The following is a 24,707-nucleotide window of genomic DNA, read 5'->3' as shown; positions in this document are numbered from 1 at the left end:
CTCCTTATGTCGTCATTGCGATGAGTTCGGCATCCGTGAATGTCACGCCCGAGCCCATCTTGAACACTTCCGTCACGCCGTAGATCGAGCGTGAGCCGGCGCCGTTGGTCGAAAGGTCAAAGTGGTCCATTGTCGCGTCAGCCGTGGCACCAGTGCCCGAAACGACCGCTCCACCATTGACGCAGAGCTTGATTACCCCGCCTGCTGTGAAATAGCCTGCGACCTTGTTGACCTGATCGAGGCCAACCCTGAACGCCGAATCCGCAGATTGAACTGAGCCCGAACCTTCAGCGTAGGTAACGGCGTTGTTGGCAATCACCGTGCAGAACATCGATGTCGCGCCCGTGATCAGGCCGGCGCCGTTGCCGCGCTCCGAGCGTCCTTGCCAATAGAAGGCATGAGGCTGGCGAGCGGCGGTAATGAGTGTGTTCGGTGCAGCATCGGCAATGTCAGCCGTCGGCCTGGACTGGGTGTTGAGGACGGTCGCGGTCGTGGTGGCGACGCGATCGCGCTTCGGAAGATTGACCGAGTTGGCAGCCGAGATCAGTTCGCCGAAGTCAACAGAGATCTGATCGCCAGGCGTTCCCATGCGAATGCCGACGACAGGATTTGTCACAGCAGCCTGCGTGATGAACTTCAACTGATAGTTGCCGTTCAGGCCCGATTCGATCGAAGCCCAAGTCGTACCGTTGTCTACAGTGAATTCGACCGTTCCCGTGCCGTTCGAGCGCTTGATCATGAACGAAAACACCACCTGGCTGGATGCCAGCGTGATGGATTGTTTGATCGTGCCGTTGGCGACGTTGCAGGTGATGCGCGAAGCGGCGTTGTTGGTGCCGTCCGCTCCGGTCGCCGCTTTTGCAGCGGTAAGATCCGTCGTGTTCGATATCACCCATGCGGCGTTGGTGAGATCGCGATTCCACAACAGCCGGTTGGTTAGGGACGGAGAACTCCAAACCCCGCCAGTTGACCGGCGAAGGCCAGCATTGCCGACAGAGACCATCGTTCCGGTCCCATCCGAAACGGACGGCAGGAAACAGGCTACCGAGTTCGTGCCATCGCGGAAGAGCCGGCCATCGTTTGTGTTTGAGCCATATGGCTGCGTTCCGCCAATGGCCGTTCCAGCGGTGAAATCAATCACGTACTGGAATGAGTTGAGACCGCCCCTCTTGCCCTGATGTGGCGGATAAATGACCGTCGCTTGCGGCAGTCGTGCGGGCGAGCGAAGCAGCGTCATCCCGGCTGCCCGCCCATCTCAACGGGTGATGTGCTCACGCTAGGCTGCTTATAGTAACCAGATGCCGCCTTCAGGTTCATCTCGCGCGTGGCCAGCGCTTCTTTCAGCGTGATCTCGGCCGTCAGCTGCTCGCGCTTCAGTTCCAGCTCTGCTGCCAATTGCTCGCGCTTCAGCTGGATATCGGCAACGGCTTTTTGCTGCTGAAGAGCCGCGTCCTGCTGTGCCTTCTGCGCATCGATCTGCAATTGAGCCTGGTGCTTCTGGATTTCGGCTTGCACCTTCGGATCGGGCTGCTGTGACGCCTGCTGCATGGCTTGCGCCATTGCCTTCATGTCGTCGGCCGTGATCGTCGGGAAATAGTGCTCTGGGTTTCTCAAGCCGGACGATTCCGTGAGCTTGATGGCCGCGTTCATGATCTTCGGGATGAACTCCAGCGCCTTCATCTGGCCACCCGGAATGGCGCTGAGACGCGCCGCGATCGCCGCCTGCGTGCTCATAATGACATTGAGCATCGACATGTCGCGATCACGCGAGCCCGTGCCAAGACCGACATTGATCGTTACATCCATGTCGGCATTCCAGAAGCGTGGGTCGATCTTGACCGGTTTGCCGGCCATCATGATCACACGCTCGCCCTGATGCTTGATCATCAGCCGCATCAGCTTGCGGAAGACCTTGCGCCAGCCCCATTCGGCCATGTTGCGGGCGACCATCTCTACCTGGCTGTAACCGGCGTCCTTGCCTTCCCTCACTGCTTCCGCCGTCTGGTTCTGCAAAGCCTGGGGATCGAGCGCCATGGTGCCGCGTCCGACACCCGTGCGGCGCTGAACTACCTCATCCTGATATGCAATTGCCTCAAAGGCATGGTTGGCGACGAAAGGAACGGCCAAGTCTTCAATTTCGGCATTAGCCTCGCCGATGACGACGCCACCAAAGGTGGGCGAGACAAGCTCGTCCATATTCTTGATGGTGCCCTTGGCGAACCGCTGCGGATTGTTGGCCGCATAAACGTTGTTCAGCGCCTGACGAAGCAGAACCGTCTTGACATCCTGCACGTCCATCGTCTCGTCGGAGATCGAGCGGGCATCCCAGCGGTGAGGCACTGGCTCACAAGGAATATCATCGAAGGGGTGCTCGTCCTCCCAGACCTCCCAATCCAGCAACTTGCCGCTGTCCGAACCGGCAAAGCAGGCCCGAACCAGCTCTGCCTCACCGTCGTCATCGACATCGATCCTGATGAAGCATTCGTAATAGTCCACCAGGTCCATCGACTTGTCGGTGGCTTCCTGGTCGAATGTCATCGGGCTGCGGGATGACTCTTCCGGCGTCTGGTTCTTGGCCGACTGCGGAATGGACCAGATGACATCCTTGTCATACCCCATCTCGACAAGCTCAGTCCTGGCCTTGCGCTCCCAATGGGCCGTGAAGGCGGCTTCGTCTGTCGAAATGGCGTTCTGATCAATCAGGAATTGCTCTGGAGGGATGACCTCGATGCAGAACTTGCCTTCGGCCTTCTTGCGCTTGATCTTGACATCGAACGATTTGGCCTCGATCGGCTGCCCCGTGGCCTCATCCACAGTGAGAACCATCTTTTCGCTCTGGGCTAGCACTTCCGGCTTTTCACCGTCGTCATCGGGCTCAAGAAGCAGCGCTAGTTGGTCTTCGCTCAGACCACTATGGAACGACGACGTGTAGATCGGATATTCGTCGTAATAGGTCTTGACCACGCCATTGCCGACGAGAAGTGCATCCCACGTCGCGTTATAGACGATCTCGTAGCCCTTGTTGTCCTTCCAGAACACATAATTCATGCCGTCCGTGGCTTCGCGGGCGAATGCCTGGTCCTCCTCACCAACGGGCTCAGCCTCGGCCATGCGATCGGACGCGGTGAACACGCGCATGATGCCGGGCAGCATCCAGCCGATCGTGTCGGCCACATCGCGCGAAACGACCTTGGAGCGCCCTACCTCTGGCGGAACATAGGCATCCAGACTGCCGAGATAGTAATCCAGCGCCTTGGAGCGGGATTTCTCGCGCTCATTGCGATCATGGTTCTTCGCAAGATGAATCTGCGTCGAGACAATCGCGCTGAGCTGTTCGTCTGTCAGTGCTGCCATCTAGACAACCCAATCCATTTTGCGCTTCAGCATCGAGGCCGATGGCTTAACCTCGGCATAGCGCAGCATCATCAAGGCGTAGCGAGAGGCCGACAGCACGTCGTCGCGCTCCTTGACGATCTTGCCGTCCTTGCGGTGATAGAGGCGCCGCTCTTCTAGCCATTCCGTGCAACTATCGAAGACTTTCCAACGGCCGGTCAGCATGCGATCGAGCATTGCCGCCAGACCAGCTTCAACACCGATGCCGCCCTCTTCCCACTGGGCATTCTCAGGCAGCATATTGAGGCCCTGAGCCTTGTATTGGGCAGCCAATTGATCGCCTGAGCCCTTGTCGTGCTGAAAACCGTCATGCGGCCAGGAGCAGGGCACCCATTCTCCCCATGGCTTGATTGCTGCCGCATGAATGACTGGCGTCGTCTGCCGGCTGCGATAATTCTTGCAGACGTAGACGATATCGGCGTCTCGATCCCAAGCCAGATTGACCGCCGCGAAGGGATGGTCATAGCCGAAGTCAAGCCCATTGATCTGCGGCCAGATCGCCGGAATGGCGAATGGCTTGCAGATGATCTCCTCCTCCAGCACAGGGAAGATGAGACCGGACCCGAGCGTCGGAATGCCCTTGGATCTCGCTTCCCGTTCATGCGCCGGGTAACTGGCGATGATCCTTGCCCGCTCCTCGGGCGAATAGTGCTCCGCGTCATCGATCGTCATTGACGTGACGATGCGCGAATCCTGGCCGGGATCATCCTTCGCCGGCATGATGAAGCGGCTGACGACAGTGGACATGCCCAAGAGAGGCGTGAAAGTAGTCTGCGCGAACTGCCCGCGCTGGCCGTTGTTGGTGCGCGTCAGTCCTTCGGAATAAATATCCTCAGGCGGCTCCTCATCGAACCAGATGCCGTCTACAGTCGGCCCCTGCCACTTCTCGCGGCCCTTTTCATAAGCCTTGAAGGCGATAATGCTCTCACCGGCCTGAACGTCGCCGCCACCGCCCCAGCGAACCACGACCGTATCGAGGAGATTGGGAACGCCCACAGCACGAGTGCGATCGCGAATACAGTCAGCAGGAATAAATCCCGTGCCCCACTCTTCTTCCTTGGCTGGAGGCCCCACCAGAATACGCTGCGGATTATCACGCGTGCTTTCGCCTGTAACCGAACCAGCCCAGAGCAAGGGAGCTTGGTTGAATGATGCACCCTCCCACCAGTCGGGATATCTTCCTGTGAGATGCATTGCCCATTCGGCGCCGCCGGCAACCGTCTTGCCGAGCTGATTGCCCGCCATGAACAGGCGCTCGCTGTGCGTTGCGCCGGCCTTGTGGAAGATCTTCTGCTTTGCGTACGGGCGATAAAGGCGAAGCTTGTTAGTGCGCAGTCGCCGGTCCAGAACCGACGCCAGTTCCGCTCGCTCCCTCAGCATCGAGGAAAGGCCGGATTGCGGCATCGAGGGACCGGATGCGCTCGATAAGCTGCTCATCCGTCATCGTATCCGTTTGATTGATATTGACGTTCAGATCCTTCGGCAGGATCGAGGCGACGACCTTCAGATAGGCGTCTGGCTTCTCCGCGCGAACGCGAGTGATGGCAGCCGGGCCGTTTGCCTCCCAATCAGCCAGCATATCCTCGATGAAGGCTTCGCCGAGCTTGGAGCGCGCACCCTTCGGCCGGCCCCCATTACCGCTATTGCCCGCTAAAAAGCGGCCAGTCTTGTCGTCTTTGGCTGGCTTGTCCATCAGCGTCCGATCAGATCCTTGACCATTGTCGGAAACGAACCGAAAGGGTGGTTTGACTAAGCTGATGCACCGCCGGACTCTTTGCCGGCTACCATGCGGAGCGCTTTCGCAATGAGGTTCGCATACCCCCAGTTGTCGGGACCGTGCACGAAGAGGACCTTGCCGTTGATGAGGAGCGCATCACCTTGGGCGGTCGAGACAACCTTGGCACAGGCGCAGTCCTCAAGAAAGGATTCCTCCTGTTTCTTGATTTCCTCGGACCAAGGAGTGTTTATGGCCTGTGCGTTCAGGTTCACTCGTATTCTCCGTTGTTCCATCCTGACATGATGATGAACCTCGGCTACTCTGCCGATGGGAGGCGATGGCTCAGACAATCGCCTTGTCCCTCTATATGGCTTTGACGGCGGCGATCACGAACGATCAGCGCTTATCCCAACCCGATGCGTTTCGACGCGACGGGGGCGACCGGCAAACTCGTGATTTGTGGGATTTCTGGCAACATTACCGCCAGTACAATGAACCTAGCATCTCACGCGCGCGACTGTCAAGCCCCTGAAATTTATCGCGTCGAAAATTTCCAGAGAACGGCCAGCACATCGAGGTAGGAACGCAGATTGTCGGTCATGGTGTCCCGCTGCCGGCGCGTCTCCGTCAGTTCGTGAATCGACATGCCCTGCCCTGCGATGTAGCCCACCAGGCGATAGGCATATTCGCCATGCGCCTTGAGCAGCGCTTTTCTCGCCTCGCTGAGTTCGAAACCAGCTTCCAGTTGGCGAACCGTGATTGGCTCTGCAATGCCACCGCCGTCAACGGGCTCTCGGCTATAGTCGAGAGCGCCAGCTCCGGCGCCGCCCATGCGCTCCCACAGGGCACGGAAGCGATCGGCTGCCGCTGTCTGCGCCTCATCAATCACACCCTTTGCCGCAAGCGTGGTAATGGCGCTCTCGCGAATGTTGATCGGCTGCTGGACATAGCGGACATTGGTCCTCACGCCATCGTGGGCGCGAGACCAGTTCGGGTTCTCGATCTCAGCCATGCCGATCTCGATATGCTGAGAAACGAACTCTGGCTTTTTCCTTGTCGCGCCCTTTGCCATGTAGTGTCCTCGTTAGGATTGCTTGGGAGTCCGCGTTCTGCGCTTGTGGTGACCTTGCCGATTGCGCTCCCTAGCTGTCTCCAGATCGTAGCCAACAAGCATAGGAAGGTTATTCGCCTTGCTGTGGCTTGCGAGCGCATAAAGCACCGATGTATGATCCCGATTGAACCAGCGGGCCATTTGCGGGCTGGAAAGCATCGGTTTCGCCGACTTGACGAGATACATGGCCTCGTTTCTGGCGCGGACAGTCTTATGACGACGGCTATCGCCCGCGATATCGGCCACGAAGACATCGTGACGGTCGGCGCATTCGGCGGTTATCTGGCGAGCCCATTCCGGCATGCCTTGCCGTCGCAATTGCATGAGGCCACGGCCGTTCATTTCCTGCTTGGCGGCTTGCGTTCTGGCTTGCCTGGCCTGTTCGATGAATTCGGCGGAAAAGGCAGACGCCCTCACCGAATGACGGTTATATCGATTCCACGCTTCGGCCTCATCCTGGCCCGCATATGCGACGAGCGTCATACTCAACTCCTTTCTGCAATTTCGCCTGCTGGTGGCCCGTAGATCGTCGCGACTGCCGCAACCCATGCCGAGCCCGCTGGAATCTCCCGTGCCGCGCTCATCTTGCGGAATTCGTCATAGGAGACGTTCTCCTTGATGATCGGGCAGTCGCGGAATTTGGTGCGGTACTTCTCCTGCCTGATGTGCCAGGGTGTGCCGGTATAGCCAGATGGCGCCGCAAGACGAGGCCGAGCCTTGATGTCGATGAGTTCCTGCCGACGCTTGGCCTCCGCTATGAACTCGGGAACAGCGGGGGCAAAACTCATGTTCTGGCCCTGCACCTCGCCTGAAGCGAAGCGCTGCGCTGCTTCAATGACGGCTTGCGAGGAAAGGCCCGCCAGCAATTTCTCGTAGGTCGCCATCGTCAGATCCGGGTTGCCGGAACCTTGAGGGAACGCATTGAGCATCGCCGTCATTGCCATATATGCCCGCTGATCCATTCCACCTGTCCTTCGCCACATCGACATAGTTGCGCTTGCCGGATTGCTGCCGTCGTCGCAGCCAGTCGATGTTGAAGCCCTGCCAGTTGCGTTCGATCATGATGTCCGCTGCCGCATTGGCGTCGCCGTATTCAGCGAAGCGCTTTGCCAGGAGCCGAGCTGCATAGGCTGTGAGCGGCTTGCGGATAGTGATGCGCCTATGCTCCATGACGGCAAGTGCGTGATCCTCATCGAGGACGGTGAGCAGCGCGTCGAGAATAGCGTGTCGGTGTTCAAGGCTCATGCTGCCTCCAGTTCGATCCTGACCAATCCGCCCTTGACGGGCTCTTCCTTGCGCAACGCGAGTTGCCACTTGCTGTCGTCAACCCCTATGGCGTCCGCGATACCGTCTAGAAATGCCTTGCAGCTACTCAGGCACCCATCGAGATCATGTTTGTGCCGGTTGGGCGGGTAGAAGATCGCAGTCACCTTCAATGCCTGGGGAATGTCGCAATCGCCTTTGCGGATTCCTGCTTCCCTGGCGCACCAAGCAGCTGTGATACGAGCCTGCTTGGCGTCCTTGGCCTTGCGAGCCCAGTGGGTTCTGGCGTTTGGATGCAAGGACCGGGGAGGCCATGGAAGCGTGATGGCGATCAAGCGGCCTCCGTCGATGAGCCGACAAATGTCATCCTGTTTTTTTCGCAGTAGCGGCGGAAAGCGCTTTCGTGCAGTTCGCCCGATGTCATATCGATGCCGGTTCCGAGCGTGCCGCCCTTCCATGAGCCCTTGCGCTCACCAGTCTCGCCGGAGAACTCGATATCAAGTGAGCGCCGCACTTTCGGCTTGCGAAAAAGACTAAGCCACTTGAACCAGCCGGTCCCGAATTTCCATTCCATTTCCTCTATCTTGGTCGTCGCCGTCAGACGCTCTCCATCGAAGTCATCAAACTCAAAGCAGACGGTCGGCGTTGCTTTCTCGATAGCGCGCTCACGTTCCCATCTGCCCGAATCGAGGGTGTAGCTTTTGCCGGTATCCGGCAGCGTCGCGACATGCTCGCCGTTGATGCCATAGAAACTCTTACGAACGTGCCGCCATTGCGTCCAAGGCAGAAACTTGGTCCATGTCTTGTCTGTCCAACTGTCATGCGTCTGCGGGCCGTGGAAGACCTGCAGAAAGCCTTCCGAGTAGGAGAAACCGAACGATCGTGACTGAATGTCCCAATAGCCGCCGTTGGGCGAAGTGGACCATTCATAACGAGAGGTATCGACCCAGCGCTTCCAGGGCTTAATGATCGACGGAAGCGCTATGATTAGCGTGTGTCCGAAACCGCTGAAACGAAGACTGGCGCCGGGATATTCGTCGCCGCCAGATGATAGGACGATAGCGAGCGGTCGATAAGCTCTACCGTCTCGCGCGTAGCAGAACGGGCCAAGGTAGCGATCATTGTCGCCCCAACGGCGACGACAAGCAGCAAAGTTCATCTCATTTCCCTTTCCGCGCCCTTCGACGCGCCCGCCACGCCCTCAGCCACCGCCCGATGGCCACCCAAAGTCGCATTGTTTGCCTCGATATCTCGCGCCTCTCGCTCCATGGCTTCGGCTGCGTTCTCAACTCGCTCACACAAACGCTCATACTGGTTGCGGAGGGCGCGATAGACATCGCCATCCACGCTTGCCATCGTTCGCCAGCGCTTCCAGAGCCGTTCGGCCTGGGCCGGTGAAATGCCCGCTTCCCGCGCCGCGCGGTCCCGGGCTGCCGAGGCAGTGTCCCCTGCCCCGCGATAATGCTTTCGTGTTCCGGCGTTCAGGTACTCGAACGCCTCCCCAACAGCGATGCTCATTGTGTCGACTCTACCCTGCTTTGGGTCGGAACTGACCCGCTTGGTGTCGGACATGCCTTTTCCCTTTCACTACTGTGATGTCCGTACACAGCAGTGACTAAGCCGGAACAACCGGCGGAAAGGACTAGCGATGCACCACCGGAAGCAGGGTCGCCAAACACGAGCTTCGTGGTGCAGTGAATTGGGGGCGCCGACAGTGTTGCGTAAGTCGGCGCCGGGGTGGGGTGCAGCAGTCGCGAATGACAATTCATTCCTCGCGCTCCCGCCAGAAAAACTCGTACTCAGTAGCGCCATGGTCGCGCGCGCTGCCGAATTGCTCGATGAACTTAATTCGCGAAGCCGCTATGGGCAGCGGTGGCCGGTGTTTACGGCCGAGCGCGATGCCAGCGGCGAAGGCGGAGAGGATTAGCAGAGAGGTGGTCATGCGATCACCGCAATCTCTCGATGATGCCGACAAGGCAGAAAACCGCCACGCTGGCAGTGAAGCCAGCTAAACCATATCGGCCGTTCTGCACGTTTACGCCGGTGCAAATCATGTTCGCGCTGAAGCAGAGCATTAGAACGGCCGTCATCGGTGTTCACCTATTCGGGGAATTGGGCGGCAGACGGAGACGCGCCGTGGGAGGGGCCGTGGTCTCCGCCTGCCTGAGCGTCGGCCACGCTAGGGGGTTCGGCCGACGAACTGGAATGGAGGGTGTCTTGGGAGAGAGCGGCGTCGATCATGGCGCGCCAGCAGGAAAGCTCACGGAAATCCATGAGAATGCCATTAGGATCATTGTCCTCCCACGCTTGGATCGATTTCATTCCGGCGCGGGACATCATTTCAGTCGGCTCGCGCATGGCCTCGATAGCGGCGCGGGCGATGCCTCGGATGATGTTCTGCTCCCTCTCGGAATATTGGCGAGGGAAGTCATGTCCGTGTTGCGAATGCCAATGCGAACCGTCCAGCGGGATGCTGCGCGATATCGCCTTCGCCACGCGCTCGATCATTTCGCTCATTCCCAGATGCCCCTTTCCCGCCATGCTTCGTGCTTCTCAACCCTGGACATGCGGGCCTGTAGGTTCCAGCCGATGCCAGCCCAGAGAGCGCCAAACAGAATGGAAGCGGTAAGGTAGGCTGTGAGGATGGTGGACATTGTCATGCGGCCTCGCCCTCTGTCGGAACAGAATGGTCATTGAGGAAGTCGGTTAGTTTCAGCTCGACCCCTTCGGATTCGGCCACTGCAATGGCCGGTGCCCAATGGTCTTGCGGAATACGTCCCCGGATTTGCCACCCTTGAACGGTGGTGACTGGGCGACCCAGCTTGTTGGCGGCCTTGGTCAAGCCGCCGAGTTTGCCGATCACATAAGCTGCTGGTGAAAGGAGTTTTCTGGCGTTCGCTGCATCAGTCATGTTCGCATCATACGCATTTTGCGTACGATCTGTCAACGTGGAAAACGTACATGACTAATGGCCTTATGCGCCCGATGGATAACTCGCCGGAATCAATAGCGAATCGCATGCGCAAGTTGCGTGAGCGAACCGGCATGTCGATCGATCAGATGGCGCGAGAGATGGGCTACGCCAGCGCATCAAGCATTCAGCGCTATTTCGATCCAGGCAAACTGAAAACCGGCTACCTAAAGAGGGATTTCGTGGCCAAGGTTGAGAAAGTGTTACTAGGAAAAGGAAACCCACCAATCACAAGGCCGGAAATCTGGGAGCTTGCCGGCCCCGAATTCAACTTCGGAGCATTAGAGCCGTCTAATGCTGTGGTTATCTCACGAGATGTGACTAGCGGAAATAAAATTCCCGTGTACGGTAGCGCGGTCGGCGGAATAGATGGCGAATTCGCCATGAATGGGGTTGCTTTGTACGAGGTTGTTGCGCCTCCGGTGCTCGATAACGTGTCCGGAGCTTATGCAGTTCAGGTATCTGGGGAGTCTATGGAACCACGCTACTTTGATGGCGAGGTTGTCTATGTGAATCCTCATAAACGGGTGGTCAAAGGCGATTTTGTCATTGTTCAGATCCTTGCGAACAATGAAGATGACCCGCCCTTGGCTTTTGTGAAGCGGTTTGTCAGGCACAATGCTGTCGAGCTGGTGCTTGAGCAATATAACCCGCCCAAGCAGCTCAAGTTTCCTCACGAGCGGGTCAAGTCAGTTCACTTCATCACGATGGGTGGTGCTAACTCCTAGTTCCTTAGAGGGCTTGACTGTTGGAGAGTCCCTGAGTTCCGAACATAGGAGGACTAAGCCCTGCGCTCAGAGAGCCAGGGTTAGCCCCTATGCCGGTAACGATCTTGACTGCCGGAGCCGCCCGTCGCACCTTCCGCCGTGGTCGTAGAACAGCGCCACAGCTTGACCGCACTTTTTCGTCCTCTCTGCTAAGAGAACGGCGGCACCCCTTCGGTCTTTCGGAGTGGGGTTGCATTATGCCGCGCCCGATGGTAATGCATAAGCCGTGACTTATACGGCTGCGGTCGCCATCGTCTTCAACCAGTGGACGTAACGTCCCGACCGCTTTTCAAGCCCCGGCCTAACCGCCGGGGTTTTGCTTTTTTAGCCGGGTCATACGCAAAAATCAACACCGTCCTACTTTTTTTACGTAGATTTCGCTTGCGTCATACGTTTTTTGCGTATACTGTCGGTCTCAACAAACGGAACTTGAAGCGATGCCCCCTACCGCAAAACCAATCAAAGAGCGCCTTGAAGCAAAGTGCATGCCCGAGCCGAACACGGGATGTTGGATTTGGCTTGGTAGCGCGAATTCCGAAGGCAGAGCCCAGATGGGTTCACGCACCGCAGCTCGCGTTTCTTACGCCGCCTACAAAGGGCCGATCCCGGAAGGTCTTTCGGTTCTTCACAGGTGCGACGAGCCGATTTGCGTCAACCCGGACCACCTCTTCCTCGGCACCCACACAGACAACATGCGCGACATGTCCCGTAAGGGACGCGGCCGATGGAATGTGCCGAGCAGGCCGTGTGCCTACCAAGACAAGCGCACCCGAAGATGGAGAGCCTATTACTACGCGAACGGGCGCCAGACACATGTCGGCAACTTTCCATCGCGAGACGAAGCCCTGGCGGCTGGCGCGGCTGCTCTCGCGGCTCGCTAACCCCATCCCCCACAACAAGCGCAGCAGATGCGCTCTATGGAGACGAACGATGAGCGAGACTGATTTGGGAGAACTGGAGCGCCAGATGAAAGAGGCGCAGGCCAAGTCCAGGGAGGCTCAAGAGGCAGCTTCGGCGGCCGTAGCTCGTTACCGAGATGCAAAGCTGCAAGCGACTGGCTTCAAAGAATGCGTGGCAGAGTTTACCGAAATTCGCGGATGGCACCAGAATAATGTGACTGTGCGCTTCCTCGTGACGAGCTTGGGCGGATGGTCGGACAACATCCGTGGTCGCGTCATAAGAGCCGATGGCTCCATCGGAACAATGTTCAAGGAGTGCAGCGCCTCAGTTGCGAAGAACCTTGGACCATACAAGCGGCCCTCAGCAACGTTTGGCGACAGCGGCCCCATTCCAGGTCAGTCATTCGGCGACGAATTCGACTGAGCCCCTCCCCAACCGCAAGCCCGATACCGCGATAGATGGAGAACACTGTGAACATTCAGAGTAGCGCCGAGATTTTGAAAGCGGCCATTGAGCGCTTCAACCCGACGCATTTCGTGTCGATGGTGTCGGGCGGAAAGGATAGCGCGGCTTCGGATCAAGTGGCCCGCGAACTTGGCGTCAAGATCGACTTCGTGATGCATGGCAACACGCGCTGCGGCATCGCTGAAACCAGCCAGTTCGTCCGCGATACATACGGCAAATTAGGCGAGTACGTCGAGGCCGACGCGGGCACCGCCTATGAGGACTACGTTATCAGAAAAGGCTTCTTCGGCAAAGGGTTATCAGCCCATGCTTATGCCTATCGAGTGTTGAAGGCGACACCATTCCGCAAGGCGGTTTCGGCAGCGATCAGGAAAGGCAAGCGCGATATTCGCGTCATGCTCCTGAATGGGGCCCGCAAGGACGAAAGCGAGAATCGTCAAAAGCATTTGCAGGTATGGCGGCAAGACCCCGCTTCGCCGGGGAACATTTGGGTCAATCTCATTCACGATTGGTCGCAGGATGACCGCGACGAATATCTCGATAGTCGCGGCACCCCGATCAACCCGGTCGCCAAAGCCCTATGCCGTTCTGGCGAATGCATGTGCGGGACCATGCAGAGCAAAGAGGAACGCGTCGAAGCCGCTGCACTCTACCCGGCATGGGGCAAGTGGCTGGCCGATCTCGAATATGAGGTAGTTTCCAAGCACGGCTTTGGCTGGGGCGCGCCCTTCACCAAACATCGCGATGTTTGGCAAGCCGATCTTTTCCAGCCGATGTGCAAAGACTGCATTGCGAGGGCGGCATGACATCTTGCCCCACCATTCGCTTTGACATCTTCATTGCAGGCGATCTTGATCAAGCCAAGCAAGTCTGCCGCGAGTATTGCTTCGACGTTGGTCTCTGCGTCACCATCGAACCAGTCACCTACATCTATACGGGCGGCGAAGAAGCGGGCGTTCGCATCGGTCTGATCAATTATCCACGCTTCCCAAGCGACGAAGCAACGCTGCTAGAAAATGCCGTGAAACTAGCCGTTCAACTGATGAATAGGCTTAGCCAGCACTCATACAGCATCGTCGGTCTGGAGAAGACACATTGGTTTTCGCGTCGAGAGAGGGCGGCATGATCACAGATGGTCGCGAGCGTGGCGCATGGCGTCAAACCCCCTGGTTTCTAAGAACCTTTGGTTGGCCACCCTATCGCAGGCCGATCTACGCGGATTGGCGGATCGGTGGCGGCTTTGATGGCTGGGATTACCGGCAATGCACATTCCCATTTTGCTCTTGTGAGCAGCCTGAGCCCCTCCCCAACCGCAAGCCCGATACCGCGATAGATGGAGAACATAGAGATGAGCCAGAAGAAAGACGACTACATGCGCGGCTACAAGGACGGCTTCAAGGATGGCCTGTCATCTCCTGTTCGCGCTCCCGCTCAGGAGCAATCGGCAGGGAAACCTCATGAAATTGCCAGTCTGCTCCTGAGCGGGAGCACGCTTAAGCCATGCACGAAGCACCCTGATCGCTACTGCAACTGCGAAGGTTTTGTTCCCGCTTGCTGGGATGGACAGGGAACTATCGCAGTACAGGGAACCGTCGCCAAAGATACGGCAAACACTGGCACAGCGATCCCCTCCCCAACCGCAAGCCCGATACCGCGATAGATGGAGAACACCGTGACCGAGGCGAAGCAGATACACGAGATCGGCCCTGACGGCGAAAGCACCGCGAAGTGGGCAATCCGCGAACCAGGCTTTTTGGGAAGCCTACAGCAGCTTACGCGATGCGCTCGGTGCGGATGCAATCTGCCCCCGACGAAGCCTAATGAGACACGCCACTTCTGCGACATCTTCAAGCCCACGCTGCACATCGTTTGCGACGAGTGTTTCGAAGCGTTGCCGTCCTAGCCCACCCATCAACACCACTCGCAGTCGCACAGTCGGCGGCTTCACCAGAGAGAACACGATGAACGACTTTTCCGTAGAATATGATTTTGAAGACATCGAGATCGAGGAAGACGGCGTTTACTTCGGATCGTTCTGGGGAACAGCCGAGCTTGCCTTGAACGACCCGCGCGACGGCGACTTCTACGTCAAGCATATCGCCATCGACGGACAAAAGCGAGAGCGCCAGACGCTCAAGGGCTACAGCTTGTCCGTCATGAAGCGCACTGACGCGGCGCTGCTGCTGCCGTGGCCGGCGAAGGACAACACCTCCTTCAAGGCCCGTCTGTTCCGCAAGATCGAGGCGGCACTCTACGCCAGCCAGGATGCGCGCGAGCGGTTTGCTGGCGAGCTGGAGGCTGCGTGATGGAACGCAAGGTTATCACGTCGCACATCTTTCCGCCCATCCCTGTCAGGTGCTTCGACTGGTGCGCCTGGTTCGATGATCTCGGCGCCGACTGCAGCCCCTATGGCTATGGCCGCACCGAGGAAGAGGCGATCGAGGACTTGCTCGAAAATTTTGGTGAGGAGGACTGACATGGACATCCTCGAAACAGCCCGCCTGCTCCGGTTCCAGACCGAATGGGAAAGGCGCTGGCACTATTACGAGACGCTGCTCACCGCTGGCATCGACGCCGAGGAAGCGCAACGCATCATCGATGATGTCGAAGCAGATCGAGCCGAAGAGGAGTTCCGCCATGCAGCGTGATCAGCAAGTGGAAGTCATGGACGTGCCCCAGGATGGCTATGGGGCCGGGTTCATCGAGCACAGCATCAGAAGCAGCTACCGCGATCTTTGCCGCATCATCGGCACCGAAAACGCAAGGGCGACCGTGACCGAGATCATGGACGCCGAACCCCGCAAGAGGATCACGATCGATGGCTAACGTTCCAGAAGTCTACGCGGCGATCCGCGATGTCATGGCCGACATCGGTCAGACCGGCATCACCAAGAGCCGCAAGAACCAGCAGCAGGGTTACAACTTCCGCGGCATCGATGATGTCTACAACGAACTGAACTCGCTGCTTTCGAAGCACAGCCTTGTCATCGTCCCGCGCATTCTAACCCGCGACGTGGCGGAGCGCCAGACACAGAAGGGCGGCGCGCTGTTCTATGTCACGGTGGAAGCCGAGTTCGATCTGATCAGCGCCAAGGACGGCTCGAAGCATACCGTCCGCACACTTGGCGAGGCAATGGACAGCGGCGACAAGGCCACCAACAAAGCCATGTCGGCAGCCTACAAATACGCCGCGATGATGCTGTTCTGCATCCCGACCGAGGGCGACAACGACGCGGACTCGACCACACACGAAGTCGCGGCAAAGCGGCAAGTCGGCTGGAACGCCGCCGGCACCGCGCGCACAGCTCATTCGCTGAAAAAGGAAAAGGTCTGGGACGAGTTCCAGGTGGAGCTTCGCGAGTGCGAGACGATCCCGGTCCTGTCGAAATTCACTTTCGACTGGGCAGCCAAGATCGAGGCAGACAAGTGGCCCGAGAGCTGGAAGGAAGTCGCCCGCGAGGAAATTCAGAAGCGCCGAGCTGCCATCCTGAATGGCGCATCAGACGAAGACGTATTCCCCGGCGATCGGCCCTCAAACGGCCAGCACATTCCCACCTTGCAAGCAGGATGAACAAGAGAAGGGCGGCGGGGCTTCGGCTCTGTCGCCCGGAAAGGATAACCATGGCACAGACTTGCATTCTTCGAGGCTCCTCGCAGCGCGCCTTGGCAAAGCAGCTTATCGACCGCGCGCCGGTTAATGCCATCATCACCATCCGCGAGATGACGCGCAACGTTGACCAGAACGCGAAGTTTCACGCGATCTGCTCCGATCTTGCACGGTCGAGTTTCGCGTGGGCCGGCAAACGCCGGAATGCCGAGGAGTGGAAAGTCCTGCTGGTTAGCGGCCACACGGTAGCGACGAAAGGCCAAGTTGAGATCGTTCCCGGCCTAGAGGGCGAGTTCGTCAACGTTCGCGAAAGCACGTCTCGCATGAATGTTTCGAGAGCATCCTCACTCATCGAATACGCCGTGGCTTTTTGCGCCAGCCACAATGTCGCACTCAGCGACGATAGCCACCAGGAGGAGAAAGCAGCGTGAACCGCAACCGTGTGTACGACCTCGCAGGGCGGATGAGTTCGCTCCTTGAGGGTGAGAGGAGCGAGGATGCTGGCGCAGCGCTCGGCGTGCTTGTCGGCGTGTTCATGGCCGGGCTTGGCGGAAGAGAGAAGCAAATACGCGAAGGCATTCAGGCGATCTGCGCCGATGCCGAAGATGCGGCAATCAAGATCCATAGGGCACGGCAATGACACAAGATGATCTAGCAGAGAAGGTCGAGTTCGTGGCCAAAGCCATGTTCCCTTCGATTTGGGCGTGGGAACCGTCGGGCATCGTGGACAAGAGCGACAACGAGGCGGCCAAGTATCAAGCGAGAGAGAGGGCGCGATTGGCTATCGAAGCCATCGAAGCTATCGCGCGGGCCGATAGGACTGGACCATGACCGCCGCCGGCAAGCGTATGATCAAGGCGGCGAAGGGGTTGAGGTCGGCAATAAACATGACGGCTGACGAATGCCGCCAGCGCCTGGAGGCGGAAAAGCGAAGCCGCAATTGCCTGCCACAAGATATCAGCTACTGGCAATTCTGGATCGACTTCCACGAGCGCGGTCAGGAATACGCCGAACGGAATCTGCGGATCATGCCCGTCTCAGATGGCGAGGCTCTAGCGCTCGCTGCCGACTTCGAACGGATGGAAGGCGGATATGTGAAGGGGGATGGGTGATGGGATGGGCCGTTCGCCGACCCGAAACCGCTTTCAGCCTGTCACCGACCGACAAGAAGCGACCGGCAAAGAAGGACGCGAGCTATCTGAAGTGGCTGCATGAGTTGCCGTGCCTGGTGACTGGAACGCGGCCCGTCGAAGCCTGCCATGTCTCCTATGCCGATCCTCGCTACGGGAAACGCGAACGGGGCAAAGCCGAGAAGGCCGACGATCGTTGGGCTGTGCCTCTTTGCCCCTCAGAGCATCGCCGGCAGCACTCCATGGACGAGCGCGCCTATTGGGCATCGGTAGGCATAGACCCGCTTCAGGTTGCCTTGGCGCTCTACGGCGTGAAGGGCGACAACACCATGGCAGAGATCATCATTCGAAACGCGAGGACCAAGCCATGACCCCCGAACAAGTCTCAAGCGATCCGGTACAGCCCACACGCGATCTGGAGGCGGAGATAAAGGCAAGAGCAGCGGCTGTCCTTTGTGAAGCGGGAACATTATGCGGATGGCCTGCGCCGAACTGCAACGCGCGGGAAGGCGCGGAGGCGTTGTACCAAGCTGGCCTTCTCGCCGCCCGTTCCGCACCGGGAAAGGCGGTGGACACGCCTCGCGCTATCGCCTGTGATGAAGACAACATGCCCGAGCGTATTTGGGCCGGCGACTTTGACGAAAGCGGCTTCGGGCATTGCGTCGCCGGTATGCAAGGCGGCCTCTACGCCGAGTATGTCCGTGCTGATCTCGCATCCGTCACAGCACCATCAGGAGCGGAGCCTACCGCCGACCAAGAACTGCAAGAGGTTGCCGATGGCGCTTGGGGAGATGGTCCTATGCGTCGCCGCGCCGCGTTCGTTGAGCTCGAACGTCGAGCGACAGTCGAGCGTGCCAACGCTGCAGCCCCGCAGGCGGTACCGGCAGAGGATATCGCGGTGCTGATCCAGCGGCTACGGGATCGCGCTTCCGGCTACCGATCGAGCCGATTTCTGACCATACCGTCTGGACTGCTCGACGAAGCCGCCGCCGCGCTCACCCTTCTCGCCGCGTGTTTGCGCCGCGAACGAGAATGCTACGAGCACTCCGAAGCCGAAGCCTCAGATCTGCGCAGGAAGCTGGAGGAGGCAGACAGGCGCATCGCGAAGCTTGAGGCCGATCTTGCCTTCGCCGACGAGCAGTCTGCCAAGGTCGAAGCGCTCATTGAACCGCATGTCAAATGGGATGAGCCGCAGACGCATGAGGCAGGCGCCATTCGCATCTGTGCCATGCGTGACGGCCCGTGCCCTCATGGCCTGCATTGTCCATACGTGGGAGACAGCTACATGGGCTATCCATGTAAGGAAGGCTGGAATGGCGCCCTCGCCGCATCCCCCTCCGCACAGACCGATGGAGGCGGGGATGGCCGCTAACCGCATAGAGGAAGAAGCCTGGCGAGACGCGGCCATAGAACAGCAGAAGCGCGCGCAGAGATCTGAAGCTGAGGCCAAGCGACTCAAGGCCGAACTCTCCCGCAGCAGAGAGGCAGAGAAGCGGCTTAGGGAGGCGCTGGAGCCGTTTGGAAAGGCGCTGGATGTGCTTGGCAGGAACAGGCACGAGCTTCACGACAAAGAGACCATCAGGGGATACGGGCCTGACCTAGCCATCACCATGGGCGATCTCCGCCGCGCCCTCGCCACAGTAGAGGGGAGAGAGACGTGAGCCGGCGCGAGATCACCGATGACGATGTTGCCAGGCTGACGAAGATCCTGAAGGATCGCGGGCCGGGCAAGGTCCACAAGATTACTCTTGCGGCAGGAACGGGAGAGATAACTGTCAGCCGGCTGCCGACAGAGTTCATGGTCCACCATCGTGACGGCGCGGAGGTGGACGGCTGGATCTATTTCGTTCGCGCTGGCGAATTCGTGAAGATCGGGTTTGCCAAGGAAGTGGCCGATCGCCTTCCCCGACTCCAGACTGGCTCCCCAGTCAAACTGGAACTGCTCATGGCGATCGAGGGCAAAGCATCTCTGGAACGAGACTTCCACAGGAAGTTTGCCAGCCTCCGGGCACATGGAGAATGGTTCACCCTAGACGGTGCACTTTCCGCCTATCTTGATCGGTTCTGCCTTCGTCAGCAACGGGAGATGGCGGGATGAGCCCTGTGGAAACGGCGCACAATATTCTGGACCGCGCCATGTCGCCGGAAATGGCAGTTGCGCGTCTAGCCGATCTCGGCTTGCATATCTCAGAACGGGCGCTGCGCAAGAAGGCGCGCGACCTTGGCGCCTGCCGCGTGTTCGGGAAGGCAATGATCCTTCTGCCTGAGCATCTGGAAATTCTTCTGGAGGAACCATGCCGCTCAAACTCTACGATCGCAACGGCATCTGGTGGTACAGGGGTACGGTTGCCGGACGACGGCTACACGAAAGCACTCGAACGGCTGACAAAAAGACGGCAGAGCGCATCGCCAACCGGGCAGAGGCAAGGGAGTTCAAACGTGACCTTGATGGCCCGGCGTCGATCCTGACGTTCGGTGCAGCTGCGGCACTCTATCTCGATGCCGGCCGATCTGATCGCTTTCTTGAGCCTGTGTTGAACCACTGGAAGAACACACTGGTCAAGGACATCACGCCTGGAGCGATCAAACTGGCAGCGATCAAGGTTTACGCGCAAGCTGGGCCGGCGACGCGAAACAGGCAGTTCATCACACCCACGGTCGCCGTTATCAACCATGCGGCGACCTTGGATCTATGCACCGCGCTGACGAAGGTCGATCGCTTCTCCGTGCCAAAGAAGCGCCGGGACGAAGCCGACTGGAAATGGGTCGAAGCTTTCGCTGCCGAGGCGCCAAAGAATCTCGCCGCGCTCGCCAAGTTCGGTCTGCTGACCGGATCACGCATCAGCAATATGACCGACCTGGAATGGAGCGCGGTGGACTTCGAACGCCGCGAGGCCGTTCTATGGCAGACGAAGAACGGGGACGATCATGTCGTCCACCTGCCGCCGGCTCTTATTGTCGCACTCGCGAACCTGGAAACGGATCGCAAGGGAAAGGTGTTCGGCTACGCCAGCAGGCACAGCATCAAGTCGGCGTGGAATGCCTCGATCAAGCGCGCGAAGATTCGCGAATTGACGCCGCATGCGCTGCGTCACGGCTTCGCTACGGGCCTTCTGAGGGCCGGCGTCGATCCAGTGACGGTGGCATGGCTTGGAGGCTGGGAAAGCGCGCAGCTCGTGGTCGATACCTATGGGCATGCGATGAAGGACCGGACGGTCACAAATCGCCTTACTGGCCCACTGCTGCACCAGCAGCAAGAGTCTGCGTCAGAATTGCTAATGAAAACAGGATGATATATAAAAAGAGCGCGCCCTTACCAAGGGAGTGCTCTACCACTGAGCTACCGCAGCAACGGGCGCTGTTTCCTTGATTTCTGAGGTTTCGTCAACAGGGCAAATTGCAGTTTGATGCAGATGGTCGCAGAACCTTACCGGAACACGTCGGGAGAAGTGGCCCACGGCTGCACCAGTCTGTTCCGCGCCTGTTCCCCTCTCACCGTGCCAAGGAGCTAGGAAATGAGCGAGATCATTGATCTGAACGAGCGCCGCAATGCCGCCGAGCAGCCCGATGCCGAGTTCGTTCGCAAGGATGAATATGGCAGGCCGCTCTACTGCTTCGTCCTGAGCTTCGACATGGGCGATAAGCAATACGGCACCGAGTTGTGGGCATACGACAGGACGGACGCCGAGGCGAAGGTTGCAGCTATGCGCGAGAGCCTGAGGCTTGACGGGCAGTTATTTGGCGTCCTGCCAGCATGACCGCCCCATCGGATCAGCCCCACGTGAAGAGAGGAATGGACCATGGCAGAGAGTGAGATACCGGAAGACATCAGAGTTGCTGCCAAAAATGCCCTTCAGCGTGCGCGACTTTTGAGCATTCTGGATCAGCAGATCGACATCATAGCCCAAGCCCTGATGGCCGAACGTGAGCGGTGTGCGCAGATCGCGGAGAAGTTCGCCAAGGAGAGTTGGGGTCTGACCGAACTAGTCTATGCCGGCGAGTCCCTCGCTTCCGCCATCCGCCAGGATCGAGGAGAATAGAGATGCCAGCCCGGTTCCTGCTCCCGCGCCTGCTTGTCGGGGTTGTGGTGATAGGGTTGGTTCTGGTGGTGAAATGGAGATGAGGATGGACACGCTAGGCGACTACCTGAAAAGCCTTGAGGGCGCAGAGACCGGCCGGCGCGGCTTGTCGGGTCAGGCAGTCTATATCCGCATCGATGGCAACCGCTTCTCCAAGTTCACCAAGGGCATGGAGCGGCCATTCGACCGGCGCATGTCTGCCGCCATGATCGATACCGCGAAGGGTCTGGTGACGGAGTTCGGGGCCGCCCTTGGTTATACGCAATCGGATGAAATATCGCTAGTTCTTTGGGAGCCGGGGCCGACGAGCGAAGTTGCACATGGCGGAAAGTTTCAGAAGCTCGCCAGCCGAACAGCATCCAAGGCAACGCACCTTTTCTATAAGGCGGCGTTGTCGTGGGGACTTGAGGTCTTTGTCGAGCGGCAATTCCCCGAGTTTGACTCCAGAGCTTTCGCAGTGAGCCGGGAGGATGCGGCTAAAGCGATCTACTGGAGGGAGATCGATGCTCGCAAGAATGCCATCCAGATGGCCGCTGCCAAACATTTCTCGCCCACGGCACTGCACAGGAAGAATGGCGACGATCAGGTGGCGATGCTGCGCGAGATAGGCGTTGACTTCGATGACTTCCCGGCATTCTTCCGGCGAGGGACATTGATCAAGCGCGTCAAAGTGCGCCGGGAAATGACAGCCGAAGAGTTGGAGCGCATACCACCGCAATATAGGCCATCAGGTCCAATCGATCGGACGGACGTTATTGAAGTCGAGATGCCAGACCTTCGCGGCATAGACGACAGGGCAGCTCTGCTGTTTGCATGAATATCGGCTGGCGATCCACCTGGGAGGATAAGGAAAACGACTACTCAGCCTACACGGAAGATGGAACGTATGTCGGGAGGGTGTACTGGCTTGAGTACAGTAATGCGGGATCGCACTGGCTTTGGTTCGCGGCTGATGGTGTATCTGGCAAGGCGCAGAGTAGACGGGAAGCGATGATAGCCGTGGAGGATGAGTGGAACTCTGCGAATAATAGCAAAAAGCCGTGACTTTTCAATGACTTTATGCAAGGATGGCGAGATGGAAAACATAGTTGTAAAGCCGCTGGAATGGGACGAGACAGATGAACGGTGGTGGGGAGCCACACCGATCTATGGGCTCGTCTATGAAGTTCGGTTGACTGATCGCGGCACGACGCGAGTTCGCTGGCCCGAGAACGGCGGGTGGGATGAGTTCGACGGCGACTTAGATTCCGCCAAAGCAGCGGCGCAAGCAGACTTCGACAAACGCGTCCGCGCTGTTCTCACCCTTCCCAGCCGGTAGAAGGAGACGATAGATGACGGACATCACCCGCATTCGCTTGGAGCAGGGAGATGAGTTTCCTTACGACGCCACAGACCAGTGGTGGCGGTCTCGCGCCAAACAGCCACCAAAGGCGCGAGACTGGGCGCATCGCGCAGCGCGCGCGATCATTGCCGACCTGAAAGATCGGAGAGACATCAAGCGCGGCTTTGAACAAATTGACCAGGACGTGAGGATGGAGATCGTTGACAGTCTGGCAGCGATCATACGTGCCGCCTCATCCTCGCCATCCCCTTGACGCCGCCCTGCCCCGCGCCATCCTCCATGAATGCCGAGGATCAAGATAGGCGATACAGTCGCCCTCACCGCGACAGTTCGCAGGCGCGTCACCGAGGATAGGGTAAGCGTCTCCATCCCAGGATATCATCATCCTCACTCGATCAAGGATAAATCCTCAACCGTCAAGCGAGGCCAGCAGATCGAGCTTAAGGGAGAAGTGACCAGGATAGACGAGGATTCCGTTACGGTGGCTCTAGGGCCTTTGGTGACGGTTCCGGTGGACAAGGTAAGGCTGGTGCAGAGCTATATCCCGCCGAAGCGGAGTAAGCCGCTGGTGGATAAGCCGACGTGAGTTATAAGCGCTCTGCGGATTTCGTATAACGCTGTTGCTGGAGGCGCCGCGCGGCCTCTCTGCGGAAGAAAAGCCGGATGCATTCATCGACATCACTCCACACATTCGTGGAGTCGGCGCGATGGAACAAAGCCCGAGCCAAGTCGTCTACTTCTTCGGAAGAGCTTCCGTGATCCATCTAAGCGAACTCATGATTTGCAGGCCAAGTTCCAGGGTCTCGATATAGGTCAGGTCGCAGACCTTGAGGTTGTCGATCAACAGTTCCCATTGAGGCTGCTTGCCGTCAGTGGAAACGCGGACGCGGGCTCTGTCGTTGCTCATCGACGCTTGAACGCCAGAAAGTCGGCGCCCTCCTCTACATCCGCGAAACACTGGACCTTGCCGTTTGCCGGATCGACCACAGACAGCACCGCAGCACCCCGATTGGCTTGCGCATAGCCATTCACCAGCGCGTGCCGATCGCCCATCTTGTAGCCGGAGATTTGCGCCAGCCAGGTTTGCGTCTTCTTCTCGGGGAACTCAATATCGAACAAGCCGAAGCTATGGATATGGCCCGTGACAAACAAGGCCGCTTCCTCGCCGAATTTGGCGTCTCTCAGCGTGCCGTGGGCGGGATTGTAGATCGAGGAGCCCTTGCGCCCGTGCGCCGCGTCTATGCGCGTCTGTGAGCCGTTCTTGTGGCAGAGCGTGAACTGTGCCCGCCAGTCGATCACTGGAACCTGTGAGGCTCCGAGCATTTTATAGAACTCGGTGCCGCCGTTCCACTCATCGTGGTTCCCGCCAAGCCACAGAAGCCACTTGATGCCGGCTTCCATCATGAACCATGTGCCGAGACGCTTCTCTGTCTTGTGGGAGATGTCGTTCTCTGCCCAGAGACGGGCAAGCCGACCGGTCCACGGCCAGTTGTCGGTTGTGTCGCCTATGTTGCCGCCATAGACGCCCGGTTGCCTTGCAATGGCGATATGGCTTTCGAGGAGCGCCCAATTACAATGCGGGCCGAGGTGAGGATCTCCAAACCAGAGGATGCCGTAGGGCTTGTCCTCCTTGACCTTCAGCGGGAACCATGTCCGCGCATCGATCGCCTTCTGTTTCCGCTCATGAGCCTTGCGGAAACGGGCCAGCAGCTCGTCTATCGGCTCTTCTTCGTCGCCATGAACGAAGTCGGGGAGTTCTATCGATTCGTCCTTCTCGGCCTTCAGGCGCGAATCCTTTGCCCTATTGACGCGGGCCGCAAAGCCGGCGCGTGACATGCCGGCTGCTGATGCGGCATGGGTCAGATTGCCGTCATGCTTCGCGAGGATTTCGAGCGCATGACGCAATTCTGCTTCCGAGGTGGGAGGTGTCCCCATGCGGATGAATTCCTGTGCTGTTGCGGA

General features: G+C 58.6%; 41 protein-coding genes. 25 read left to right on the top strand and 16 right to left on the bottom strand.

The window, feature by feature from the left end; genetic code table 11:
* Positions 1-4: 4 nt before the first annotated feature.
* The 6 genes from EOA49_RS00820 to EOA49_RS00795 all read right to left on the bottom strand — a co-directional run bounded on the left by EOA49_RS00820 (position 5) and on the right by EOA49_RS00795 (position 6,182).
* Complete coding sequence (locus EOA49_RS00820) at positions 5-1,237, bottom strand: hypothetical protein (RefSeq protein ID WP_127242914.1); 1,233 nt, start codon at positions 1,235-1,237, stop codon at positions 5-7.
* Positions 1,234-3,354 (bottom strand): hypothetical protein, encoded by a 2,121-nt coding sequence (locus EOA49_RS00815; RefSeq protein WP_127242912.1) that lies wholly within the window; start codon positions 3,352-3,354, stop codon positions 1,234-1,236. The genes EOA49_RS00820 and EOA49_RS00815 overlap by 4 nt, the downstream gene beginning before the upstream one ends.
* Complete coding sequence (locus EOA49_RS00810; RefSeq protein WP_127242910.1) at positions 3,355-4,830, bottom strand: terminase family protein; 1,476 nt, start codon at positions 4,828-4,830, stop codon at positions 3,355-3,357.
* Positions 4,718-5,086 (bottom strand): hypothetical protein, encoded by a 369-nt coding sequence (locus tag EOA49_RS00805; RefSeq protein ID WP_127242908.1) that lies wholly within the window; start codon positions 5,084-5,086, stop codon positions 4,718-4,720. The genes EOA49_RS00810 and EOA49_RS00805 overlap by 113 nt, the downstream gene beginning before the upstream one ends.
* Positions 5,087-5,142: 56 nt before the next feature.
* Positions 5,143-5,382 (bottom strand): hypothetical protein, encoded by a 240-nt coding sequence (locus EOA49_RS00800; RefSeq protein ID WP_127242906.1) that lies wholly within the window; start codon positions 5,380-5,382, stop codon positions 5,143-5,145.
* A gap of 263 nt (positions 5,383-5,645) precedes the next feature.
* Positions 5,646-6,182 carry a hypothetical protein gene (locus tag EOA49_RS00795; RefSeq protein WP_245460460.1) on the bottom strand — a complete coding sequence of 179 codons (537 nt, stop codon included), beginning with the start codon at positions 6,180-6,182 and terminating at the stop codon, positions 5,646-5,648.
* A 252-nt stretch (positions 6,183-6,434) separates the two neighbouring features.
* Here EOA49_RS00795 and EOA49_RS33250 point away from each other — a divergent pair, with 252 nt between their 5' ends.
* Positions 6,435-6,746 (top strand): hypothetical protein, encoded by a 312-nt coding sequence (locus EOA49_RS33250; protein WP_245460459.1) that lies wholly within the window; start codon positions 6,435-6,437, stop codon positions 6,744-6,746.
* On the opposite strand, the gene EOA49_RS00785 is transcribed toward EOA49_RS33250, so the two are convergent.
* The 8 genes from EOA49_RS00785 to EOA49_RS00755 form a co-directional block, all read right to left on the bottom strand.
* Positions 6,707-7,105 (bottom strand): hypothetical protein, encoded by a 399-nt coding sequence (locus tag EOA49_RS00785; protein WP_127242903.1) that lies wholly within the window; start codon positions 7,103-7,105, stop codon positions 6,707-6,709. The genes EOA49_RS33250 and EOA49_RS00785 overlap by 40 nt on opposite strands.
* Entirely contained in the window at positions 7,053-7,466 is a 414-nt protein-coding gene (locus tag EOA49_RS00780; protein WP_127242901.1) for a hypothetical protein, read from the bottom strand. Before EOA49_RS00780 ends, EOA49_RS00785 begins: the two co-directional genes overlap by 53 nt.
* Entirely contained in the window at positions 7,463-7,819 is a 357-nt protein-coding gene (locus EOA49_RS00775) for a hypothetical protein (RefSeq protein WP_127242899.1), read from the bottom strand. Before EOA49_RS00775 ends, EOA49_RS00780 begins: the two co-directional genes overlap by 4 nt.
* Positions 7,816-8,643 (bottom strand): hypothetical protein, encoded by an 828-nt coding sequence (locus tag EOA49_RS00770; protein WP_127242897.1) that lies wholly within the window; start codon positions 8,641-8,643, stop codon positions 7,816-7,818. Before EOA49_RS00770 ends, EOA49_RS00775 begins: the two co-directional genes overlap by 4 nt.
* Positions 8,640-9,056 carry a hypothetical protein gene (locus EOA49_RS00765; protein ID WP_245460458.1) on the bottom strand — a complete coding sequence of 139 codons (417 nt, stop codon included), beginning with the start codon at positions 9,054-9,056 and terminating at the stop codon, positions 8,640-8,642. Before EOA49_RS00765 ends, EOA49_RS00770 begins: the two co-directional genes overlap by 4 nt.
* A gap of 193 nt (positions 9,057-9,249) precedes the next feature.
* Positions 9,250-9,426 carry a hypothetical protein gene (locus EOA49_RS32485; RefSeq protein ID WP_164749179.1) on the bottom strand — a complete coding sequence of 59 codons (177 nt, stop codon included), beginning with the start codon at positions 9,424-9,426 and terminating at the stop codon, positions 9,250-9,252.
* A gap of 158 nt (positions 9,427-9,584) precedes the next feature.
* Entirely contained in the window at positions 9,585-10,001 is a 417-nt protein-coding gene (locus EOA49_RS00760; protein WP_127242895.1) for a hypothetical protein, read from the bottom strand.
* 139 nt (positions 10,002-10,140) lie between these two features.
* Positions 10,141-10,395 carry a hypothetical protein gene (locus tag EOA49_RS00755; protein WP_127242893.1) on the bottom strand — a complete coding sequence of 85 codons (255 nt, stop codon included), beginning with the start codon at positions 10,393-10,395 and terminating at the stop codon, positions 10,141-10,143.
* A 50-nt stretch (positions 10,396-10,445) separates the two neighbouring features.
* On the opposite strand from EOA49_RS00755, the gene EOA49_RS00750 reads away from it, so the two are divergent.
* The 24 genes from EOA49_RS00750 (at position 10,446) to EOA49_RS00640 (ending at position 23,331) form a co-directional block, all read left to right on the top strand.
* A complete protein-coding gene (locus EOA49_RS00750) occupies positions 10,446-11,183 on the top strand; it encodes a S24 family peptidase (RefSeq protein ID WP_127242891.1) in 738 nt (245 codons plus the stop codon).
* Positions 11,184-12,152: 969 nt separating this feature from the next.
* A complete protein-coding gene (locus EOA49_RS00740) occupies positions 12,153-12,545 on the top strand; it encodes a hypothetical protein (protein ID WP_127242887.1) in 393 nt (130 codons plus the stop codon).
* A gap of 47 nt (positions 12,546-12,592) precedes the next feature.
* A complete protein-coding gene (locus tag EOA49_RS00735; protein ID WP_164749178.1) occupies positions 12,593-13,393 on the top strand; it encodes a phosphoadenosine phosphosulfate reductase family protein in 801 nt (266 codons plus the stop codon).
* Complete coding sequence (locus EOA49_RS00730; RefSeq protein WP_127242883.1) at positions 13,390-13,713, top strand: hypothetical protein; 324 nt, start codon at positions 13,390-13,392, stop codon at positions 13,711-13,713. Before EOA49_RS00735 ends, EOA49_RS00730 begins: the two co-directional genes overlap by 4 nt.
* Positions 13,714-13,935: 222 nt before the next feature.
* Positions 13,936-14,247, top strand: a complete 312-nt coding sequence (locus EOA49_RS00725; protein WP_127242881.1) for a hypothetical protein — start codon at positions 13,936-13,938, stop codon at positions 14,245-14,247.
* A gap of 301 nt (positions 14,248-14,548) precedes the next feature.
* Positions 14,549-14,893 carry a hypothetical protein gene (locus EOA49_RS00720; RefSeq protein ID WP_127242879.1) on the top strand — a complete coding sequence of 115 codons (345 nt, stop codon included), beginning with the start codon at positions 14,549-14,551 and terminating at the stop codon, positions 14,891-14,893.
* Positions 14,893-15,063, top strand: coding sequence for a hypothetical protein (locus EOA49_RS32480; protein WP_164749177.1), 171 nt, complete (start codon positions 14,893-14,895; stop codon positions 15,061-15,063). The genes EOA49_RS00720 and EOA49_RS32480 overlap by 1 nt, the downstream gene beginning before the upstream one ends.
* Position 15,064: 1 nt before the next feature.
* Positions 15,065-15,235, top strand: a complete 171-nt coding sequence (locus EOA49_RS32475; RefSeq protein WP_164749176.1) for a hypothetical protein — start codon at positions 15,065-15,067, stop codon at positions 15,233-15,235.
* Positions 15,225-15,413: a hypothetical protein gene (locus EOA49_RS00715; protein WP_127242877.1), complete on the top strand. Its 189-nt coding sequence runs from the start codon at positions 15,225-15,227 to the stop codon at positions 15,411-15,413. The genes EOA49_RS32475 and EOA49_RS00715 overlap by 11 nt, the downstream gene beginning before the upstream one ends.
* Positions 15,406-16,158: an ERF family protein gene (locus EOA49_RS00710; protein WP_127242875.1), complete on the top strand. Its 753-nt coding sequence runs from the start codon at positions 15,406-15,408 to the stop codon at positions 16,156-16,158. The genes EOA49_RS00715 and EOA49_RS00710 overlap by 8 nt, the downstream gene beginning before the upstream one ends.
* Positions 16,155-16,625: a recombination protein NinB gene (locus tag EOA49_RS00705; protein ID WP_348626852.1), complete on the top strand. Its 471-nt coding sequence runs from the start codon at positions 16,155-16,157 to the stop codon at positions 16,623-16,625. The genes EOA49_RS00710 and EOA49_RS00705 overlap by 4 nt, the downstream gene beginning before the upstream one ends.
* Positions 16,622-16,834 carry a hypothetical protein gene (locus EOA49_RS00700; protein ID WP_127242871.1) on the top strand — a complete coding sequence of 71 codons (213 nt, stop codon included), beginning with the start codon at positions 16,622-16,624 and terminating at the stop codon, positions 16,832-16,834. Before EOA49_RS00705 ends, EOA49_RS00700 begins: the two co-directional genes overlap by 4 nt.
* Before the next feature lie 187 nt (positions 16,835-17,021).
* Positions 17,022-17,306, top strand: a complete 285-nt coding sequence (locus tag EOA49_RS00695; RefSeq protein ID WP_127242869.1) for a hypothetical protein — start codon at positions 17,022-17,024, stop codon at positions 17,304-17,306.
* Entirely contained in the window at positions 17,306-17,695 is a 390-nt protein-coding gene (locus EOA49_RS00690) for a hypothetical protein (protein ID WP_245460456.1), read from the top strand. Before EOA49_RS00695 ends, EOA49_RS00690 begins: the two co-directional genes overlap by 1 nt.
* Positions 17,692-18,696 carry a hypothetical protein gene (locus tag EOA49_RS00685; protein WP_127242866.1) on the top strand — a complete coding sequence of 335 codons (1,005 nt, stop codon included), beginning with the start codon at positions 17,692-17,694 and terminating at the stop codon, positions 18,694-18,696. Before EOA49_RS00690 ends, EOA49_RS00685 begins: the two co-directional genes overlap by 4 nt.
* On the top strand, positions 18,686-18,985 hold the full coding sequence (locus EOA49_RS00680) for a hypothetical protein (protein WP_127242864.1): 300 nt from the start codon (positions 18,686-18,688) through the stop codon (positions 18,983-18,985). The genes EOA49_RS00685 and EOA49_RS00680 overlap by 11 nt, the downstream gene beginning before the upstream one ends.
* Positions 18,982-19,422 carry a GIY-YIG nuclease family protein gene (locus EOA49_RS00675; protein ID WP_127242862.1) on the top strand — a complete coding sequence of 147 codons (441 nt, stop codon included), beginning with the start codon at positions 18,982-18,984 and terminating at the stop codon, positions 19,420-19,422. Before EOA49_RS00680 ends, EOA49_RS00675 begins: the two co-directional genes overlap by 4 nt.
* Before the next feature lie 196 nt (positions 19,423-19,618).
* Positions 19,619-20,617 carry a site-specific integrase gene (locus EOA49_RS00670; protein ID WP_127242860.1) on the top strand — a complete coding sequence of 333 codons (999 nt, stop codon included), beginning with the start codon at positions 19,619-19,621 and terminating at the stop codon, positions 20,615-20,617.
* Positions 20,618-20,839: 222 nt separating this feature from the next.
* Positions 20,840-21,082, top strand: coding sequence for a hypothetical protein (locus EOA49_RS00665; RefSeq protein ID WP_127242980.1), 243 nt, complete (start codon positions 20,840-20,842; stop codon positions 21,080-21,082).
* Between the two features lie 42 nt (positions 21,083-21,124).
* Positions 21,125-21,364 (top strand): hypothetical protein, encoded by a 240-nt coding sequence (locus EOA49_RS00660; RefSeq protein WP_127242978.1) that lies wholly within the window; start codon positions 21,125-21,127, stop codon positions 21,362-21,364.
* Between the two features lie 85 nt (positions 21,365-21,449).
* Positions 21,450-22,220: a tRNA(His) guanylyltransferase Thg1 family protein gene (locus EOA49_RS00655; protein ID WP_164749185.1), complete on the top strand. Its 771-nt coding sequence runs from the start codon at positions 21,450-21,452 to the stop codon at positions 22,218-22,220.
* A gap of 258 nt (positions 22,221-22,478) precedes the next feature.
* Entirely contained in the window at positions 22,479-22,721 is a 243-nt protein-coding gene (locus EOA49_RS00650) for a hypothetical protein (RefSeq protein ID WP_127242974.1), read from the top strand.
* A gap of 13 nt (positions 22,722-22,734) precedes the next feature.
* Entirely contained in the window at positions 22,735-22,998 is a 264-nt protein-coding gene (locus tag EOA49_RS00645) for a hypothetical protein (protein ID WP_127242972.1), read from the top strand.
* A gap of 30 nt (positions 22,999-23,028) precedes the next feature.
* Positions 23,029-23,331, top strand: coding sequence for a hypothetical protein (locus EOA49_RS00640; protein WP_127242970.1), 303 nt, complete (start codon positions 23,029-23,031; stop codon positions 23,329-23,331).
* A gap of 147 nt (positions 23,332-23,478) precedes the next feature.
* Here EOA49_RS00640 and EOA49_RS32470 read toward each other — a convergent pair whose 3' ends face one another.
* Both EOA49_RS32470 and EOA49_RS00635 read right to left on the bottom strand, forming a co-directional pair.
* Entirely contained in the window at positions 23,479-23,652 is a 174-nt protein-coding gene (locus tag EOA49_RS32470) for a hypothetical protein (RefSeq protein ID WP_164749184.1), read from the bottom strand.
* Positions 23,649-24,680: a hypothetical protein gene (locus tag EOA49_RS00635; protein ID WP_127242968.1), complete on the bottom strand. Its 1,032-nt coding sequence runs from the start codon at positions 24,678-24,680 to the stop codon at positions 23,649-23,651. The genes EOA49_RS32470 and EOA49_RS00635 overlap by 4 nt, the downstream gene beginning before the upstream one ends.
* Positions 24,681-24,707 lie beyond the last annotated feature (27 nt).

This window comes from Mesorhizobium sp. M1A.F.Ca.IN.020.04.1.1 (assembly GCF_003997315.1).
In the GTDB taxonomy this organism is placed as follows: Bacteria; Pseudomonadota; Alphaproteobacteria; order Rhizobiales; family Rhizobiaceae; genus Mesorhizobium.
Note: the sequence above shows the minus strand (reverse complement) of the source record. Positions and strands in the feature narration are given on the sequence as shown.

Bases quoted from the DNA above. Each gene is read 5' to 3' on its own strand.
- EOA49_RS00820 (WP_127242914.1), bottom strand. From the start codon at position 1,237: ATGACGCTGCTTCGCTCGCCCGCACGACTGCCGCAAGCGACGGTCATT.
- EOA49_RS00815 (WP_127242912.1), bottom strand. From the start codon at position 3,354: ATGGCAGCACTGACAGACGAACAGCTCAGCGCGATTGTCTCGACGCAG.
- EOA49_RS00810 (WP_127242910.1), bottom strand. From the start codon at position 4,830: ATGAGCAGCTTATCGAGCGCATCCGGTCCCTCGATGCCGCAATCCGGC.
- EOA49_RS00805 (WP_127242908.1), bottom strand. From the start codon at position 5,086: ATGGACAAGCCAGCCAAAGACGACAAGACTGGCCGCTTTTTAGCGGGC.
- EOA49_RS00795 (WP_245460460.1), bottom strand. From the start codon at position 6,182: ATGGCAAAGGGCGCGACAAGGAAAAAGCCAGAGTTCGTTTCTCAGCAT.
- EOA49_RS33250 (WP_245460459.1), top strand. From the start codon at position 6,435: ATGACGACGGCTATCGCCCGCGATATCGGCCACGAAGACATCGTGACG.
- EOA49_RS00785 (WP_127242903.1), bottom strand. From the start codon at position 7,105: ATGGCGACCTACGAGAAATTGCTGGCGGGCCTTTCCTCGCAAGCCGTC.
- EOA49_RS00780 (WP_127242901.1), bottom strand. From the start codon at position 7,466: ATGAGCCTTGAACACCGACACGCTATTCTCGACGCGCTGCTCACCGTC.
- EOA49_RS00770 (WP_127242897.1), bottom strand. From the start codon at position 8,643: ATGAACTTTGCTGCTTGTCGTCGCCGTTGGGGCGACAATGATCGCTAC.
- EOA49_RS00765 (WP_245460458.1), bottom strand. From the start codon at position 9,056: ATGTCCGACACCAAGCGGGTCAGTTCCGACCCAAAGCAGGGTAGAGTC.
- EOA49_RS32485 (WP_164749179.1), bottom strand. From the start codon at position 9,426: ATGACCACCTCTCTGCTAATCCTCTCCGCCTTCGCCGCTGGCATCGCG.
- EOA49_RS00760 (WP_127242895.1), bottom strand. From the start codon at position 10,001: ATGAGCGAAATGATCGAGCGCGTGGCGAAGGCGATATCGCGCAGCATC.
- EOA49_RS00755 (WP_127242893.1), bottom strand. From the start codon at position 10,395: ATGACTGATGCAGCGAACGCCAGAAAACTCCTTTCACCAGCAGCTTAT.
- EOA49_RS00750 (WP_127242891.1), top strand. From the start codon at position 10,446: ATGACTAATGGCCTTATGCGCCCGATGGATAACTCGCCGGAATCAATA.
- EOA49_RS00740 (WP_127242887.1), top strand. From the start codon at position 12,153: ATGAGCGAGACTGATTTGGGAGAACTGGAGCGCCAGATGAAAGAGGCG.
- EOA49_RS00730 (WP_127242883.1), top strand. From the start codon at position 13,390: ATGACATCTTGCCCCACCATTCGCTTTGACATCTTCATTGCAGGCGAT.
- EOA49_RS00725 (WP_127242881.1), top strand. From the start codon at position 13,936: ATGAGCCAGAAGAAAGACGACTACATGCGCGGCTACAAGGACGGCTTC.
- EOA49_RS00720 (WP_127242879.1), top strand. From the start codon at position 14,549: ATGAACGACTTTTCCGTAGAATATGATTTTGAAGACATCGAGATCGAG.
- EOA49_RS32480 (WP_164749177.1), top strand. From the start codon at position 14,893: ATGGAACGCAAGGTTATCACGTCGCACATCTTTCCGCCCATCCCTGTC.
- EOA49_RS32475 (WP_164749176.1), top strand. From the start codon at position 15,065: ATGGACATCCTCGAAACAGCCCGCCTGCTCCGGTTCCAGACCGAATGG.
- EOA49_RS00715 (WP_127242877.1), top strand. From the start codon at position 15,225: ATGCAGCGTGATCAGCAAGTGGAAGTCATGGACGTGCCCCAGGATGGC.
- EOA49_RS00710 (WP_127242875.1), top strand. From the start codon at position 15,406: ATGGCTAACGTTCCAGAAGTCTACGCGGCGATCCGCGATGTCATGGCC.
- EOA49_RS00705 (WP_348626852.1), top strand. From the start codon at position 16,155: ATGAACAAGAGAAGGGCGGCGGGGCTTCGGCTCTGTCGCCCGGAAAGG.
- EOA49_RS00695 (WP_127242869.1), top strand. From the start codon at position 17,022: ATGACCGCCGCCGGCAAGCGTATGATCAAGGCGGCGAAGGGGTTGAGG.
- EOA49_RS00690 (WP_245460456.1), top strand. From the start codon at position 17,306: ATGGGATGGGCCGTTCGCCGACCCGAAACCGCTTTCAGCCTGTCACCG.
- EOA49_RS00685 (WP_127242866.1), top strand. From the start codon at position 17,692: ATGACCCCCGAACAAGTCTCAAGCGATCCGGTACAGCCCACACGCGAT.
- EOA49_RS00680 (WP_127242864.1), top strand. From the start codon at position 18,686: ATGGCCGCTAACCGCATAGAGGAAGAAGCCTGGCGAGACGCGGCCATA.
- EOA49_RS00670 (WP_127242860.1), top strand. From the start codon at position 19,619: ATGCCGCTCAAACTCTACGATCGCAACGGCATCTGGTGGTACAGGGGT.
- EOA49_RS00665 (WP_127242980.1), top strand. From the start codon at position 20,840: ATGAGCGAGATCATTGATCTGAACGAGCGCCGCAATGCCGCCGAGCAG.
- EOA49_RS00660 (WP_127242978.1), top strand. From the start codon at position 21,125: ATGGCAGAGAGTGAGATACCGGAAGACATCAGAGTTGCTGCCAAAAAT.
- EOA49_RS00655 (WP_164749185.1), top strand. From the start codon at position 21,450: ATGGACACGCTAGGCGACTACCTGAAAAGCCTTGAGGGCGCAGAGACC.
- EOA49_RS00650 (WP_127242974.1), top strand. From the start codon at position 22,479: ATGGAAAACATAGTTGTAAAGCCGCTGGAATGGGACGAGACAGATGAA.
- EOA49_RS00645 (WP_127242972.1), top strand. From the start codon at position 22,735: ATGACGGACATCACCCGCATTCGCTTGGAGCAGGGAGATGAGTTTCCT.
- EOA49_RS00640 (WP_127242970.1), top strand. From the start codon at position 23,029: ATGCCGAGGATCAAGATAGGCGATACAGTCGCCCTCACCGCGACAGTT.
- EOA49_RS32470 (WP_164749184.1), bottom strand. From the start codon at position 23,652: ATGAGCAACGACAGAGCCCGCGTCCGCGTTTCCACTGACGGCAAGCAG.
- EOA49_RS00635 (WP_127242968.1), bottom strand. From the start codon at position 24,680: ATGGGGACACCTCCCACCTCGGAAGCAGAATTGCGTCATGCGCTCGAA.